The organism is Streptomyces enissocaesilis, assembly GCF_039533765.1.
GTDB lineage: Bacteria > Actinomycetota > Actinomycetes > Streptomycetales > Streptomycetaceae > Streptomyces > Streptomyces enissocaesilis.
The window spans coordinates 107,383-121,004 of the sequence record NZ_BAAAUD010000061.1 but is presented as its reverse complement, the minus strand read 5'-3'; the positions used below and the strand labels follow the sequence as shown (position 1 = coordinate 121,004).

General features: G+C 71.2%; 15 protein-coding genes. 14 read left to right on the top strand and 1 reads right to left on the bottom strand.

All coding sequences use genetic code 11. The features are described 5' to 3' along the window. Nucleotides 1-15: 15 nt before the first annotated feature. Both ABD374_RS31020 and ffh read left to right on the top strand, forming a co-directional pair. Nucleotides 16-2,499, top strand: a complete 2,484-nt coding sequence (locus ABD374_RS31020) for a [protein-PII] uridylyltransferase (protein ID WP_344499853.1) — start codon at nt 16-18, stop codon at nt 2,497-2,499. Nucleotides 2,500-2,597: 98 nt separating this feature from the next. Continuing rightward, nucleotides 2,598-4,148, top strand: coding sequence for a signal recognition particle protein (gene ffh, locus ABD374_RS31015; protein WP_344499851.1), 1,551 nt, complete (start codon nt 2,598-2,600; stop codon nt 4,146-4,148). A 66-nt stretch (nt 4,149-4,214) separates the two neighbouring features. Here ffh and ABD374_RS31010 read toward each other — a convergent pair whose 3' ends face one another. Next, the gene (locus ABD374_RS31010) at nt 4,215-5,087 is read right to left on the bottom strand and encodes an SAM-dependent methyltransferase (protein WP_344499849.1); all 873 of its coding nucleotides are present in this window, start codon (nt 5,085-5,087) and stop codon (nt 4,215-4,217) included. A gap of 579 nt (nt 5,088-5,666) precedes the next feature. Between ABD374_RS31010 and ABD374_RS31005 the strand changes: the two genes are divergently transcribed. The 12 genes from ABD374_RS31005 (at nt 5,667) to ABD374_RS30950 (ending at nt 13,558) form a co-directional block, all read left to right on the top strand. Further along, entirely contained in the window at nt 5,667-6,260 is a 594-nt protein-coding gene (locus ABD374_RS31005) for a hypothetical protein (protein ID WP_344499847.1), read from the top strand. Between the two features lie 216 nt (nt 6,261-6,476). Continuing rightward, the gene (gene rpsP / locus ABD374_RS31000; RefSeq protein WP_093798808.1) at nt 6,477-6,923 is read left to right on the top strand and encodes a 30S ribosomal protein S16; all 447 of its coding nucleotides are present in this window, start codon (nt 6,477-6,479) and stop codon (nt 6,921-6,923) included. A gap of 2 nt (nt 6,924-6,925) precedes the next feature. Then, nucleotides 6,926-7,165: an RNA-binding protein gene (locus ABD374_RS30995; protein ID WP_003980229.1), complete on the top strand. Its 240-nt coding sequence runs from the start codon at nt 6,926-6,928 to the stop codon at nt 7,163-7,165. Nucleotides 7,166-7,256: 91 nt separating this feature from the next. Then, nucleotides 7,257-7,859, top strand: coding sequence for a ribosome maturation factor RimM (gene rimM, locus ABD374_RS30990; protein ID WP_344499843.1), 603 nt, complete (start codon nt 7,257-7,259; stop codon nt 7,857-7,859). Further along, nucleotides 7,856-8,677: a tRNA (guanosine(37)-N1)-methyltransferase TrmD gene (gene trmD / locus ABD374_RS30985; RefSeq protein WP_344499841.1), complete on the top strand. Its 822-nt coding sequence runs from the start codon at nt 7,856-7,858 to the stop codon at nt 8,675-8,677. The genes rimM and trmD overlap by 4 nt, the downstream gene beginning before the upstream one ends. A gap of 131 nt (nt 8,678-8,808) precedes the next feature. Beyond that, complete coding sequence (gene rplS / locus ABD374_RS30980; protein ID WP_344499839.1) at nt 8,809-9,159, top strand: 50S ribosomal protein L19; 351 nt, start codon at nt 8,809-8,811, stop codon at nt 9,157-9,159. 45 nt (nt 9,160-9,204) lie between these two features. After that, the gene (lepB, locus tag ABD374_RS30975; RefSeq protein ID WP_344499837.1) at nt 9,205-9,966 is read left to right on the top strand and encodes a signal peptidase I; all 762 of its coding nucleotides are present in this window, start codon (nt 9,205-9,207) and stop codon (nt 9,964-9,966) included. After that, a complete protein-coding gene (lepB, locus tag ABD374_RS30970; protein WP_344499835.1) occupies nt 9,959-11,005 on the top strand; it encodes a signal peptidase I in 1,047 nt (348 codons plus the stop codon). Before lepB (ABD374_RS30975) ends, lepB (ABD374_RS30970) begins: the two co-directional genes overlap by 8 nt. Next, nucleotides 10,935-11,843 (top strand): signal peptidase I, encoded by a 909-nt coding sequence (lepB, locus tag ABD374_RS30965; protein WP_344499943.1) that lies wholly within the window; start codon nt 10,935-10,937, stop codon nt 11,841-11,843. Before lepB (ABD374_RS30970) ends, lepB (ABD374_RS30965) begins: the two co-directional genes overlap by 71 nt. A 50-nt stretch (nt 11,844-11,893) precedes the next feature. Continuing rightward, the gene (gene lepB / locus ABD374_RS30960) at nt 11,894-12,634 is read left to right on the top strand and encodes a signal peptidase I (RefSeq protein WP_344499833.1); all 741 of its coding nucleotides are present in this window, start codon (nt 11,894-11,896) and stop codon (nt 12,632-12,634) included. Nucleotides 12,635-12,683: 49 nt separating this feature from the next. Continuing rightward, complete coding sequence (locus ABD374_RS30955) at nt 12,684-13,193, top strand: NUDIX hydrolase (RefSeq protein WP_344499941.1); 510 nt, start codon at nt 12,684-12,686, stop codon at nt 13,191-13,193. A gap of 56 nt (nt 13,194-13,249) precedes the next feature. Next, the gene (locus ABD374_RS30950; protein WP_003965949.1) at nt 13,250-13,558 is read left to right on the top strand and encodes a DUF2469 domain-containing protein; all 309 of its coding nucleotides are present in this window, start codon (nt 13,250-13,252) and stop codon (nt 13,556-13,558) included. Nucleotides 13,559-13,622: the final 64 nt, after the last annotated feature.

Below are 13,622 nucleotides of genomic sequence, written 5' to 3'. Positions count from 1 at the left end.
AACGGGAGCTGCTGGGTGACGAGCGTAGAAGTGACCACCGAACCGTCCGACGACTCGGGACCCAGCGGCTACGCGGCGGCCCGGCTGCGGCTTCTCCAGGAGAAGTCGCGGTCCGGGCCGCCGCGCCGCTCCGGCCTCGCCCGGCTGACCGACGACTGGCTGGGCGCGCTGTTCACCACGGCCGCCCTCGAAACGGGGGTGCGCGGCGCGGCCCTCGTCGCCGTCGGCGGATACGGCCGGGGCGAACTGTCGCCGCGCAGCGACCTCGACCTCCTCCTGCTGCACGACGGGAGCGCCGACAAGGCCGCGATCGCAGCCCTCGCCGACCGCGTCTGGTACCCGGTGTGGGATCTGGGCATCGCCCTCGACCACTCCGTACGCACGCCCGCCGAGGCACGTACCACCGCCGGCGAGGACCTCAAAGTGCACCTCGGCCTCCTCGACGCCCGGCACATCGCCGGTGACCTCGGCGTCACCGCGGGACTGCGCACCGCCGTACTCGCCGACTGGCGCAACCTCGCCCCCAAGCGGCTGCCCGAGCTCCACGAGCTCTGCCGGGAACGGGCCGTACGCCAGGGCGAACTGCAGTACCTCCTGGAACCCGACCTCAAGGAGGCGCGCGGCGGCCTGCGCGACGCCACCGCCCTGCGCGCCGTCGCCGCCTCCTGGCTCGCCGACGCCCCGCGCGAGGGCCTCGACGCGGCGCGGCGCCGGCTCCTCGACGTACGCGACGCACTGCACCTGACCACCGGACGCGCCACCGACCGCCTCGCCCTCCAGGAGCAGGACCAGGTCGCCGCCGAGCTCGGCCTGCTGGACGCCGACACCCTGCTGCGCGAGGTGTACGAAGCGGCGCGCACCATCTCGTACGCCGGCGACGTCACCTGGCGCGAGGTGAACCGAGTCCTGCGCGCCCGGTCGCTGCGCCCCCGGCTGCGCGCCATGCTCGGTGGCAGGACCCCTGCCACCGACCGCACCCCGCTCGCGGAAGGAGTCGTCGAGCAGGACGGCGAAGTGGTGCTCGCCCGCACCGCGCGCCCCGAGCGCGACCCCGTGCTCCCGCTGCGGGTCGCCGCCGCGGCGGCCCAGTCGGGGCTGCCCGTCTCCCTGCACGCCGTACGCCGCCTCGCGGCCGTCGCCAGGCCGCTGCCCGTGCCCTGGCCGGCCGAGGCACGCGAGGAGCTCGTCACTCTCCTCGGCGCGGGCGGGGCGACCGTCGGGGTGTGGGAGGCGCTGGAGGCCGAAGGGCTCATCACCCGGCTGCTGCCGGACTGGGAGCGGGTGCGGTGCCGTCCGCAGCGCAACCCCGTCCACACCTGGACCGTCGACCGGCACCTGGTCGAGACGGCCGTACGGGCCTCCGCGCTCACCCGCCGGGTCGGGCGCCCCGACCTGCTGCTGACCGCCGCCCTGCTGCACGACTTCGGGAAGGGCTGGCCCGGCGACCACTCGGTGGCCGGCGAGATCATCGCCCGCGACGTCGCCACCCGGATCGGCTTCGACCGGCACGACGTCGGCGTGATCGCCACGCTCGTACGCCACCACCTCCTCCTCGTCGAGACCGCCACCCGGCGCGACCTGGACGACCCGGCCACCGTCCGCTCCGTGGCCGACGCGGTCAAGGCGACCGGCACCCTCGAACTCCTGCACGCCCTCACCGAGGCCGACGCACTGGCCACCGGGCCCGCCGCCTGGTCCACCTGGCGCGCCTCGCTCGTCGCCGACCTGGTGAAACGTGTCGCCGCCGTTCTCGCCGGCGAAGCTCCGGCCGAACCCGAACCCGCCGCTCCCAGCGCGGAGCAGGAGCGCCTCGCCGTCGAGGCGTTCCGTACCGGCGGGCCCGTCCTCTCGCTGCGCGCGCAGCCGGAGGGCCACGGGGAGGAGGCGGCCGAGGAACCGGAGCCGCTCGGCGTCGAGCTGCTGATCGCCGTGCCGGACCAGCCCGGTGTCCTGTCCGCGGTGGCCGGTGTACTGGCGATGCACCGGCTGACCGTACGCACGGCGGAACTGCGGGCCGCCGAACTCCCGCCCTCGGTCGTGGCCGGCGCCCCCGCGTCGCGGGCCGGCGTGCTGCTGCTCGACTGGCGGGTGGCCGCGGAGTACGGATCACTGCCCCAGGCCGTCCGGCTGCGCGCCGATCTCGTACGCGCCCTGGACGGCTCGCTCGACATCCCGGCCCGCCTCGCGGAGCGGGAGCGCGCGTACGAGAAGAACCCGCGCAGGCGGGGCGCGCAGGCTCCGCCGCCCCGCGTCACGGTGGCCCCCGCCGGGTCCCGGCTCGCGACGGTGATCGAGGTGCGGGCACAGGACGCCCCGGGCCTGCTGCACCGCATCGGTCACGCGCTGGAGGCCGCGAACGTACGGGTGCGCAGCGCGCATGTGTCGACCCTGGGCGCGAACGCGGTCGACGCCTTCTACGTCACAGGCCCCGAAGGCGCCCCGCTTCCGGAGATCGAGGCGGCCGAGGTGGCCGGGGCGCTGGAGGGCGCGCTGCGGTAGGGAGCAGGGAGCAGGGGGCAGACCCCGACACGGACAGACAGTTACCCTGGGGGACGTCTGTGACCACCCGCCCCCTGACCCGAGGATTCGCGACCGCCGTGTTCGATACTCTTTCCGACCGCCTCGCAGCGACATTCAAAAACCTCCGGGGCAAGGGCCGCCTGTCCGAGGCGGACATCGACGCCACGGCACGTGAGATCCGTATCGCCCTGCTGGAAGCGGATGTCGCGCTGCCCGTGGTCCGGGCGTTCATCAAGCAGGTCAAGGAGCGCGCCGCCGGGGCCGAGGTCTCGCAGGCGCTGAATCCGGCGCAGCAGGTCATCAAGATCGTCAACGAGGAGCTCGTCGGCATCCTCGGCGGCGAGACCCGCCGCCTGCGGTTCGCCAAGAACCCGCCCACCGTGATCATGCTCGCGGGTCTCCAGGGCGCCGGCAAGACGACCCTCGCCGGAAAGCTGGGCCTGTGGCTCAAGGGCCAGGGACACTCGCCGATCCTGGTCGCCTGCGACCTCCAGCGCCCCAACGCCGTCAACCAGCTGAGCGTCGTCGCCGAGCGCGCCGGTGTCGCGGTGTACGCGCCGGAGCCGGGCAACGGCGTCGGTGACCCGGTCCAGGTCGCCACGGACTCCATCGAGTACGCCAAGAACAAGCTGCACGACATCGTCATCGTCGACACCGCGGGCCGCCTCGGCATCGACCAGGAGCTGATGCAGCAGGCCGCGGACATCCGCGACGCCGTCAGCCCCGACGAGGTCCTCTTCGTCGTCGACGCGATGATCGGCCAGGACGCGGTCAACACCGCCGAGGCATTCCGCGACGGCGTCGGCTTCGACGGTGTGGTGCTGTCCAAGCTCGACGGTGACGCCCGCGGTGGCGCCGCCCTGTCGATCGCCAAGGTGACCGGCCGCCAGATCATGTTCGCCTCGAACGGCGAGAAGCTGGACGACTTCGACGCGTTCCACCCGGACCGCATGGCGTCCCGCATCCTCGGCATGGGCGACATGCTGTCGCTCATCGAGAAGGCCGAGCAGACCTTCAGCCAGCAAGAGGCCGAAGCGATGGCGGCCAAGCTGGCGAAGGGCCCGAAGGAGTTCACGCTCGACGACTTCCTGGCCCAGATGGAGCAGGTCCGCAAGATGGGCTCCATCTCCAAGCTGCTCGGCATGATGCCCGGCATGGGGCAGATCAAGGAGCAGATCGCCAACATCGACGAGCGCGACGTGGACCGTACCGCCGCGATCATCAAGTCGATGACCCCCGCCGAGCGCCAGGACCCGACGATCATCAACGGCTCGCGCCGGGCCCGTGTCGCCAAGGGCTCGGGCGTCGACGTCAGCGCCGTGAAGAACCTGGTGGAGCGGTTCTTCGAGGCGCGCAAGATGATGTCGAAGATGGCTCAGGGCGGCGGAATGCCGGGAATGCCCGGCATTCCGGGCATGGGCGGCGGCCCCGGCCGTCAGAAGAAGCAGCAGAAGCAGGCCAAGGGCAAGCGCAAGAGCGGCAACCCGATGAAGCGCAAGCTGGAGGAGCAGGCCGCGGCCGAGCGCCGCGAGCAGGCCGCGCAGTCGGGCGGCGCGCTGGGCCTGCCGGCCGGCCAGAGCGGCCAGGACTTCGAACTGCCCGACGAGTTCAAGAAGTTCATGGGCTGACGCCCGGCCGCAGTGCGTGCAGCGCCGTGGGCGCCCGCCCCTTCCCGGGGCGGGCGCCCACGCCGCTCACTGCGTACGCGCGATCAGGTAGCGGAAGACGTTGGACATCCAGACCGTTCCGTCCCGCCGCATGTGGGGGTGGAGAGCCTCGGTGAGTTCCTTCCTCACCTGCGCCGGGTCCGTGGCCCGTACGGCCGCGTCGAACAGTCCGGTCGACAGGAGCCCGCGTACGGCGCTGTCCATGTCGGCGTAACCGAAGGGGCACGCGACCCGCCCCGAACCGTCCGGTTTCAGTCCGGCCCGCGAGGCCACGTCCTCCAGGTCGTCCCTGAGCGCGGGGCGCCAGCCGCGGCCGGCGGCGCGCGGGCTCTCGGTCAGCCGGGAGGCGACCCGCAGCACCGCGGAGGTCGCACAGCGCTCGGGCGGTCCCCAGCCGGCCAGGACCACTTCGCTGCCCCGCTCGGCGAGCGGTATCGCGCTTTCGAGCGTTGCGGCGAGCCCGTCGGAGTCACCGGCCGCGCAGCCCAGCGGTTCGAACGCGGTGACGAGGTTGTACGCGGGGACGGAGGTGTCGCAGACCTCCGCCGAACCGCCTTCGAACAACCGGGTGGATCCGTGAGGCGCGCCCTCCCGGCCGCCACCGCTCTGCGACGCGTCCGACAACAGGCGCTCACGGGCCAGCGCGACCCGGGCGGGGTCGGCTTCGACGCCTGTCACGTGCGCACCGCGCGACGCGGCGATCAGCAGGGCGAGCCCCGAGCCGCAGCCGAGACCGAGCAGCCGGGTGGCAGGGCCCACCTCGAGCCGCTCGTACGCCGCTTCGTACAGCGGGACCAGCATCCGTTCCTGGATCTCGGCCCAGTCACGGGCGCGTGTACCCGCGTCCGTCGCCGGCGGTGAAGCCGCGTTCGGGTGGTGCCGGACGAGCGTAGGTGTCATCGAAAGCGCCCCAATCCGCCGAGAGGTCATGACGTGTCCTGATGGACGTCCCCCGTGTGCGTGCGCTCGTACTCCCCGTATGTCAGGGAACTCCGCATCCGGCACCAAGTCCAGGGGTTGAAGGGCAATGCTTGCGTGCCCCTGCCGTGCGCCCCCGCGCTGGAGCGGATACCAGCTTCCAGAGTGCCGCCGACGAGCCGATCGCGCCACGGGAGGAGAACGCGGCCGTGCGTCGCCGCGGCCGTACCACGTCCGGTTCCGGGAAGCGGGGCGGTGCCGGAGGCCGGGAACGCCCCCGGTACTGTCGCTGTCGTGGTCCGCGCCCCCGGGAACGCCCGCCGCCGCCCGGGACACCACTCGCGCCGCCCGGAGCAACTGATGCCCCGGCGTGCGGTCTTTGTCTACGCGCCGGGGCGTACGCGCGGGTACGCCCCGTGTTGACGCGTGCTGGGCGACTCCTCCGCAGATCAGGGCACCCGCCCTCGTCAGGACGCATCAACGGCAACTGACGGGTACGTGCAAATTATTTGGGATGGCCCGGAATAGGAACACCGGGGCACCCCGGCTCGTTGTCACGACGTGAGCACGACACCACCTGTTCTCGCCGCAGAGCTGGCGCAGGCGTGGGCCGACATTCAGCGGTACCACCCCGAGCTGCCAGATCTAGCCGCGCCCGAGTCCCTGATCGGAGAGTCCTCCTCCGCCTGCGGAGCCGAACTCTCCTTCGAACGACTGCTGCACGAGGCAGTCCACGGCATCGCCGCCGCGCGCGGTGTCCGTGACACCTCGCGCGCCGGCCGCTACCACAACCGCAGATTCCTCGCGATCGCCGAGGAGATGGGGCTCGACCATCCCGAGGAGCCGCACCCCAGCAGTGGCTTCTCGCTGGTCTCGCTCAACCCCGAGGCGAGGCGGCGCTACCGGCCGACGATCGAGCGGCTCCAGCGCGCCCTCAAGGCGCACACGGTCGCGACCGCCGCAGACACCAAGCGCACCTTCCGCGGGCCTGCCGCCCGGCACGGCTCGTCCGGCGGCGGGGTGCGGGTCAAGGCCGTCTGCGACTGCGGGCGCAACGTCCGCGTCGTACCGTCGGTCCTGGCCCAGGCCCCGATCGTGTGCGGCGGCTGCGGGAAGCCGTTCCGTATCCCGGAAGTGGTGGCCGCGGCGAGCTGACCGTCCTTTTTGACACTGCTTCCGCCAGGTGGGCAGCGGTGCCGGCCGGGTGATGCCGTACCGCAGGTGTGTGGCACAATGGCTAGCTGTACTCGACAGCCGCACAGGAACCCTCTCGCCTCCGGCTGACGCGTCCATCGGGCACCCCGAGTACCGCAACCCCACGTGGCATCTTGTTGTGCCCCACCACGTCATAGACCAGGAGACACCACTCCAGTGGCAGTCAAGATCAAGCTGAAGCGTCTGGGCAAGATCCGTTCGCCTCACTACCGCATCGTCGTCGCCGACTCCCGTACCCGCCGTGACGGCCGGGCCATCGAGGAGATCGGCCTGTACCACCCGGTGCAGAACCCCTCGCGCATCGAGGTCAACTCCGAGCGTGCCCAGTACTGGCTGTCCGTCGGCGCCCAGCCGACCGAGCCGGTCATGGCCATCCTGAAGCTCACCGGCGACTGGCAGGCGCACAAGGGCCTCCCGGCCCCGGCGCCGCTGCTCCAGCCGGAGCCGAAGGCCGACAAGCGTGCCGCGTTCGACGCGTTCGCCAAGGGTCTCGAGGGTGGCGACGAGTCCAAGGGCGAGGCGATCACCCAGAAGGCGAAGAAGGCCGACAAGAAGGCTGACGAGGCTCCCGCGGCCGAGTCCACCGAGTCGACCGAGGCCTGAGCATGCTCGAGGAGGCTCTTGAGCACCTCGTGAAGGGCATTGTCGACAACCCCGACGATGTGCAGGTGGCCTCGCGTACCCTGCGCCGCGGACGCGTGCTGGAAGTCCGGGTTCACCCGGACGACCTCGGCAAGGTGATCGGCCGCAACGGCCGCACCGCTCGCGCTCTGCGTACGGTCGTGGGCGCCATCGGCGGTCGTGGCATCCGCGTCGACCTCGTCGACGTGGACCAGGTCCGCTGACAAAGTTGACCGTTTTACCTAGATACGCCGGCTCGGGCCGGGGAGGGCTCCAGGGCCCTCCCCGGCCCGTAGTCGTACGACAGGAGAAGAAGTGCAGCTCGTAGTCGCGCGGATCGGCCGCGCCCACGGGATCAAGGGCGAAGTCACGGTCGAGGTACGTACGGACGAGCCGGAGCTTCGGCTCGGACCCGGCGCCGTACTCGCCACGGACCCGGCCTCCGCCGGGCCGCTGACGATCGAGACCGGCCGGGTGCACAGCGGCAGGCTGCTGCTGCGCTTCGCGGGCGTCAAGGACCGTACGGCCGCCGAGGCGCTGCGCAACATCCTCCTCATCGCCGAGATCGACCCGCAGGAGACTCCGGAGGACCCCGAGGAGTTCTACGACCACCAGCTGATGGACCTCGACGTCGTCCTGGCCGACGGCACCGGGATCGGCCGGATCACCGAGATCACCCACCTGCCCTCCCAGGACCTGTTCATCGTGAAGCGGCCCGACGGCAGCGAGGTGATGATCCCCTTCGTCGAGGAGATCGTCACCGAGATCGACCTGGAGGAGCAGCGCGCGGTCATCACCCCGCCGCCGGGACTGATCGACGACAGCCAGGCCGAGGTCGCCTCGTCGAGGGACGAGGCCGACGGCGAGAGCGGTGACGAGAGCGACGGGAGCGGCAAGAGCGGGGACGGCGGCGCATGAGGCTCGACGTCGTCACGATCTTCCCCGAGTACCTGGAACCGCTGAACGTCTCGCTCGTCGGCAAGGCACGCGCGCGCGGGCAGCTCGACGTCCGTGTGCACGACCTCAGGGAGTGGACGTACGACCGCCACAACACGGTCGACGACACCCCTTACGGCGGCGGCCCCGGCATGGTCATGAAGACCGGTCCCTGGGGAGCCGCCCTCGACGACGCCCTGGCCGACGGCTACGAGAACGGGGCGCGCGGCCCGGTGCTGGTCGTGCCCACTCCCAGCGGCCGCCCCTTCACCCAGGAGCTCGCCGTGGAGCTCTCCGAGCGGCCGTGGCTGGTCTTCACGCCCGCGCGCTACGAGGGCATCGACCGCCGCGTCATCGACGAGTACGCCACCCGGATGCCGGTGTACGAGGTCTCCATCGGGGACTACGTCCTGGCCGGCGGCGAGGCCGCCGTACTGGTGATCACCGAGGCCGTGGCCCGGCTGCTGCCCGGTGTCCTCGGCAACGCCGAGTCGCACCGCGACGACTCCTTCGCGCCCGGTGCGATGGCCGACCTCCTCGAGGGGCCGGTCTACACCAAACCGCCCGAGTGGCGCGGCCACGGGATCCCGGACGTCCTGCTCAGCGGGCACCACGGGAAGATCGCCCGGTGGCGGCGGGACGAGGCACTGCGCCGTACGACCGCCAACCGGCCGGACCTCATCGAGCGCTGCGATCCCGCGGCCTTCGACAAGAAGGACCGCGAGATGCTGAGCATCCTCGGCTGGCGGCCCGGCCCCGACGGCCGATTTGGGCGTAACCCCGAGGCCGTGGAAGAATGAGCCGCTGCTGTACGTCCGGCGTGCGCCCCTGCCACAGGGGGAACGACGCCCGCCCGACGCGGACAGCGCCCCGAAACTCTCTTATCGAATTCCGTCGATGACCTGTGGCATCGGCGAGGAAGCAGACTCACATGTCCAGCCTTCTCGACTCCGTCGACTCCGCATCGCTGCGCACCGACCTTCCCGCGTTCCGCCCCGGTGACACCGTGAACGTCCACGTTCGCGTCATCGAGGGCAACCGCTCGCGTGTGCAGCAGTTCAAGGGTGTAGTCATCCGCCGCCAGGGTTCGGGCGTCCGCGAGACCTTCACGGTCCGCAAGGTCTCCTTCTCCGTCGGCGTCGAGCGCACCTTCCCGGTGCACAGCCCGATCTTCGAGAAGATCGAGCTCGTCTCCCGCGGTGACGTCCGTCGCGCGAAGCTGTACTTCCTCCGTGAGCTGCGCGGCAAGGCCGCGAAGATCAAGGAGAAGCGCGACCGCTGATCGCGGACTCGGCTCCTGGGACCGGCCGGATAGGCTCACGTCCCGATGGACACCGAACCGCACGACACGGAGCGCGGCCGCTCTCCCTCCCCTGTTCCGGGGGCGGGAGAGCGGCCGCGCTCCGTGCGCTTTCTCGACGCCCCGTGGCGCAGGCCGGCCCTGCTGGGCCTCGCGTGCACGGCTTTCCTGTTGCTGTTCAGCACCTTCGTGATGCAGCCCTTCCTGATTCCCAGCGGCTCGATGCAGCCCACCCTCGCCGTGGGCGACCGGGTGCTCGTCAACAAGTTGGCGTACCGTTTCGGTTCCGTACCGCTCCGTGGTGACGTGGTCGTGTTCGACGGCACCGGGTCCTTCGTGCGCGAGGAGCCCGCCGGGAACCCGGTCGCAGGGCTGGCGCGGTGGGCGGCCGCGGCCGTGGGGCTGGCCGAGCCCGCCGAGACCGATTACGTCAAGCGCGTGGTGGGTGTGGGCGGGGACCGGGTCGTGTGCTGCGACAAGCGGGGGAGGGTCGAGGTGAACGGCCGGCCGGTGGACGAGGAGTACCTGTACCCGGGCGACGCCCCGTCGCAGGTTCCGTTCGACATCGTCGTCCCGCAGGGCACGCTGTGGGTCATGGGCGACCACAGATCGCACTCCCGTGACTCCCGCGACCACCTGGGCGAGCCGGGCGGCGGCATGGTCCCCGTCGAGAAGCTTGTCGGGCGGGCGGACTGGATCGGCTGGCCGGTGGGCCGCTGGACCTCGCTGGAGGGGCCTCGTGCCTTTACGCGCGTCACCGCGCCCGGACCGGTCGGGTCCCATGGGTAACCGCGGGCGGGCACGGGCGAACCACCGTGCGGACACCCGGCTGCCGACGGGCACGCGGCCGACGGACGGGCCCGCGCTGCCGGGCAGGGCGGACCGGCGCAAGCTGGCGCGGCGGGTGAAGCGGCGGCGGCGGCGGTCGGCCGTGAAGGAGATACCGATCCTCATCACGGTGGCGCTGCTGATCGCGCTCGTACTCAAGACCTTCCTGGTACAGGCCTTCGTGATCCCGTCCGGCTCGATGGAGCAGACGATCCGGATCGGCGACCGGGTGCTGGTCGACAAGCTGACACCGTGGTTCGGGTCGAAGCCGCAGCGTGGTGATGTCGTGGTCTTCAAGGACCCCGGCGGCTGGCTGCAGGACGAGGAGACCGGCGTCAAGGACGACCCGGTGGTCGTCAAGCAGGTCAAGGACGCCCTGACGTTCATCGGGCTGCTGCCGTCCGAGGACGAGCAGGACCTGATCAAGCGGGTGGTCGCGGTCGGCGGGGACACCGTCCGGTGCTGCGACAAGGACGGGCGGGTCACGGTCAACGGCGTACCGCTCGCGGAGCCGTACCTGAATCCCGGCGACCGCCCCTCCGAGCTGGAGTTCGATGTGGTGGTGCCCGCCGGACGGCTCTTCGTGATGGGGGACCACCGGTCGAACTCCGCCGATTCCCGCTTCCACCTGGACGAGGAGTTCCAGGGCACGGTCGGGGAGGAGAAGGTCGTCGGGCGGGCCGTCGTCATCGCGTGGCCCTTCGGTCACTGGCGGCAGCTGGAGGAGCCCGGGACGTACGCGACGGTCCCTGACGCGCGCGGCGGGGCGGCCTCGGCGGCCGGGCCGTCGAATAGGGTGTCGTCCCAGGATCCGAACGCGGTGATCCTGCTCCCGACCCCTGCGGAACTCCCGCTCGTTATGGGAGTGGTGGGCCTGCGTCTGACATGGCGTGGGCGGTGGAACGGAGTGAGGAGTGGATGTGGGGGATTTGGCGGTCGGCGCACGATCCGAACGCGACGAGCCCGAGGAACGACCGGAGTCACCCGCAGCCGTGACTGATGACGCACGAGGCGAAGACACGACCAGCGACAGCGCAGGTACCAGCGGCGGCGGCAGCGCCAGCACGGGGCCGAAGAAGCCGCGCTCCTTCTGGAAGGAGCTGCCGCTGCTGATCGGCATCGCGCTCCTGCTCGCCCTGCTGATCAAGACCTTCCTGGTGCAGGCGTTCTCCATCCCTTCGGACTCGATGCAGAACACCTTGCAGCGGGGCGACCGGGTGCTGGTCGACAAGCTGACGCCGTGGTTCGGCTCGGAGCCGCAGCGCGGCGAGGTCGTGGTCTTCCACGACCCGGGCGGCTGGCTGGAGAACACCGCGGCGCCGGAGCCGAACATCGCCCAGAAGTTCCTCAGCTTCATCGGCCTGATGCCGTCCGCGGAGGAGAAGGACCTGATCAAGCGGGTCATCGCGGTCGGCGGCGACACGGTCGAGTGCAAGAAGAACGGGCCGGTCAAGGTCAACGGGAAGGCGCTGGACGAGAAGTCGTTCGTCTTCTCCGGCGACACCCCGTGCAACGACGAGCCGTTCGGGCCGCTCAAGGTGCCGGACGGCCGGATCTGGGTGATGGGCGACCACCGGCAGAACTCGCTGGACTCGCGTTACCACCAGGAGCTGCCGGGCCACGGCACGGTCTCGAACGACGAGGTCGTCGGGCGCGCCGTCGTGGTGGCGTGGCCGGTCGACCGCTGGTCCGTGCTGTCGGTTCCCGACACCTTCGACCAGCCGGAGCTGAGCGCGGCCGCGATGTCCGCGGCGCCCGGCGCGCTGGGGCTCGCGGGGGCGGTGCCGCTGGTGCTCTGGCGCAGGCGGAGGCTGACCGGCGGGCGTACCGCCGGGTAGGGTGCCGCTCGGATCAGCGATTTTCGATCTCCGAGGCGGGGAGCGCTGCGATGAGCGGAACAGGACGTACAGAAGGCGGCCGCGGCCGGCTCGGCAACGCATTGTCCGGGCTGGCCGTGGCCGTCGGCTGTGTGCTCTTCCTCGGCGGCTTCGCCTGGGGAGCGGTGCAGTACAAGCCGTACACGGTCCCGACCGATTCGATGGCCCCCTCGATCAAGGCGGGGGACCGGGTGCTCGCCCAGCGCATCGGCGGCGGCGAGGTGCGGCGCGGAGACGTGGTGGTCTTCACGGCCCCGGTGTGGGGCGATCTGCCGATGGTCAAGCGCGTGGTCGGGGTCGGCGGCGACAAGATCGCCTGCTGCGGCGAGGACGGCCGGCTCACCCTGAACGGCAAGCCCCTGGACGAGCCGTACCTGCGGGACGGGGAGCCGGCGTCGATCACCCCCTTCACCGCCGAGGTGCCCGAGGGGCACCTCTTCCTGCTGGGTGACGAGCGGCGTACGTCGGTGGACTCGCGGGGGCACATCCAGGACGCCGCGAGGGGCACGGTCGAGGTGAGCCGTGTGGACGCGCGCGTGGACGCGGTGGCCTGGCCGCTGGGCGGGATGATCGACCGGCCGGCGGCCTTCGCGGCACTGCCCGGCGGGGTTTCGGCGCCGGGGCCGGTCGCCCCCGTGCTGGTCGCCGTGGCGGCGGGTGTGGTGCTGATCTTCGGCGGGGCGGCGTACGGGGCTGTCGCGCAGCGGGTCGGGCGGAGCAAGGTGGGTACCGGTGGACGCGGTGGACGGTGAGGTGACGGTGGAAGCGGAAAGGGCGGCGGCGGGAGCGCAGGCGGAGCCTCTGGCGGAGGCCGGGCCGCAGGCGGAGGCACAGCTCCGGAAGGTCGCGCGGGTGATCCTGCTCGACCCGGACGACCGCGTCCTGCTGATGCACGGGTACGAGCCGGGGGACCCGGCGAACACCTGGTGGTTCACCCCGGGCGGCGGGCTCGAGGGCGACGAGACACGGGCCGAGGCCGCGCTGCGCGAACTCGCGGAGGAGACGGGGATCACAGAGGTCGAACTCGGCCCGGTGATCTGGCAGCGTCACTGCTCTTTCCGGTTCGACGGGCGACGTTGGGACCAGGACGAATGGTTCTACCTCGCCCGTACGGCGCAGACCGAGACCGCCCTGGACGGGTTGACCGTACTGGAGCGGCGGAGCGTCGCGGGGCTGAGGTGGTGGACCTCCGCCGAACTGTCCGCGACGCGTGAGACGGTGTACCCCATCAAGCTCGCCGGGCTGCTGCGTACGCTGCTCGACGAGGGTCCCCCTGGTACGCCGATGGTCTTGGCCCCGGAAGTCGCATAGGGGCGCACGGGGCTGGCGCACAATAGTGGGGACGCAAGGCTGAAGGGGAACATGCCATGAGCGCCGAGGACCTCGAGAAGTACGAGACCGAGATGGAGCTGAAGCTCTACCGGGAGTACCGCGACGTCGTCGGTCTGTTCAAATACGTGATCGAGACCGAGCGGCGTTTCTACCTCACCAACGACTACGAGATGCAGGTGCACTCGGTCCAGGGCGAGGTCTTCTTCGAAGTCTCCATGGCGGACGCCTGGGTCTGGGACATGTACAGGCCGGCGAGGTTCGTCAAGCAGGTGCGGGTACTCACGTTCAAGGACGTGAACATCGAGGAGCTCAACAAGAGCGATCTCGAGCTTCCGGGTGGCTGATTTCTCCACAACCGGCGGGTTGTCCACCAAGATCCACTAGCTGGCGGTGATCGCGGCACATTCG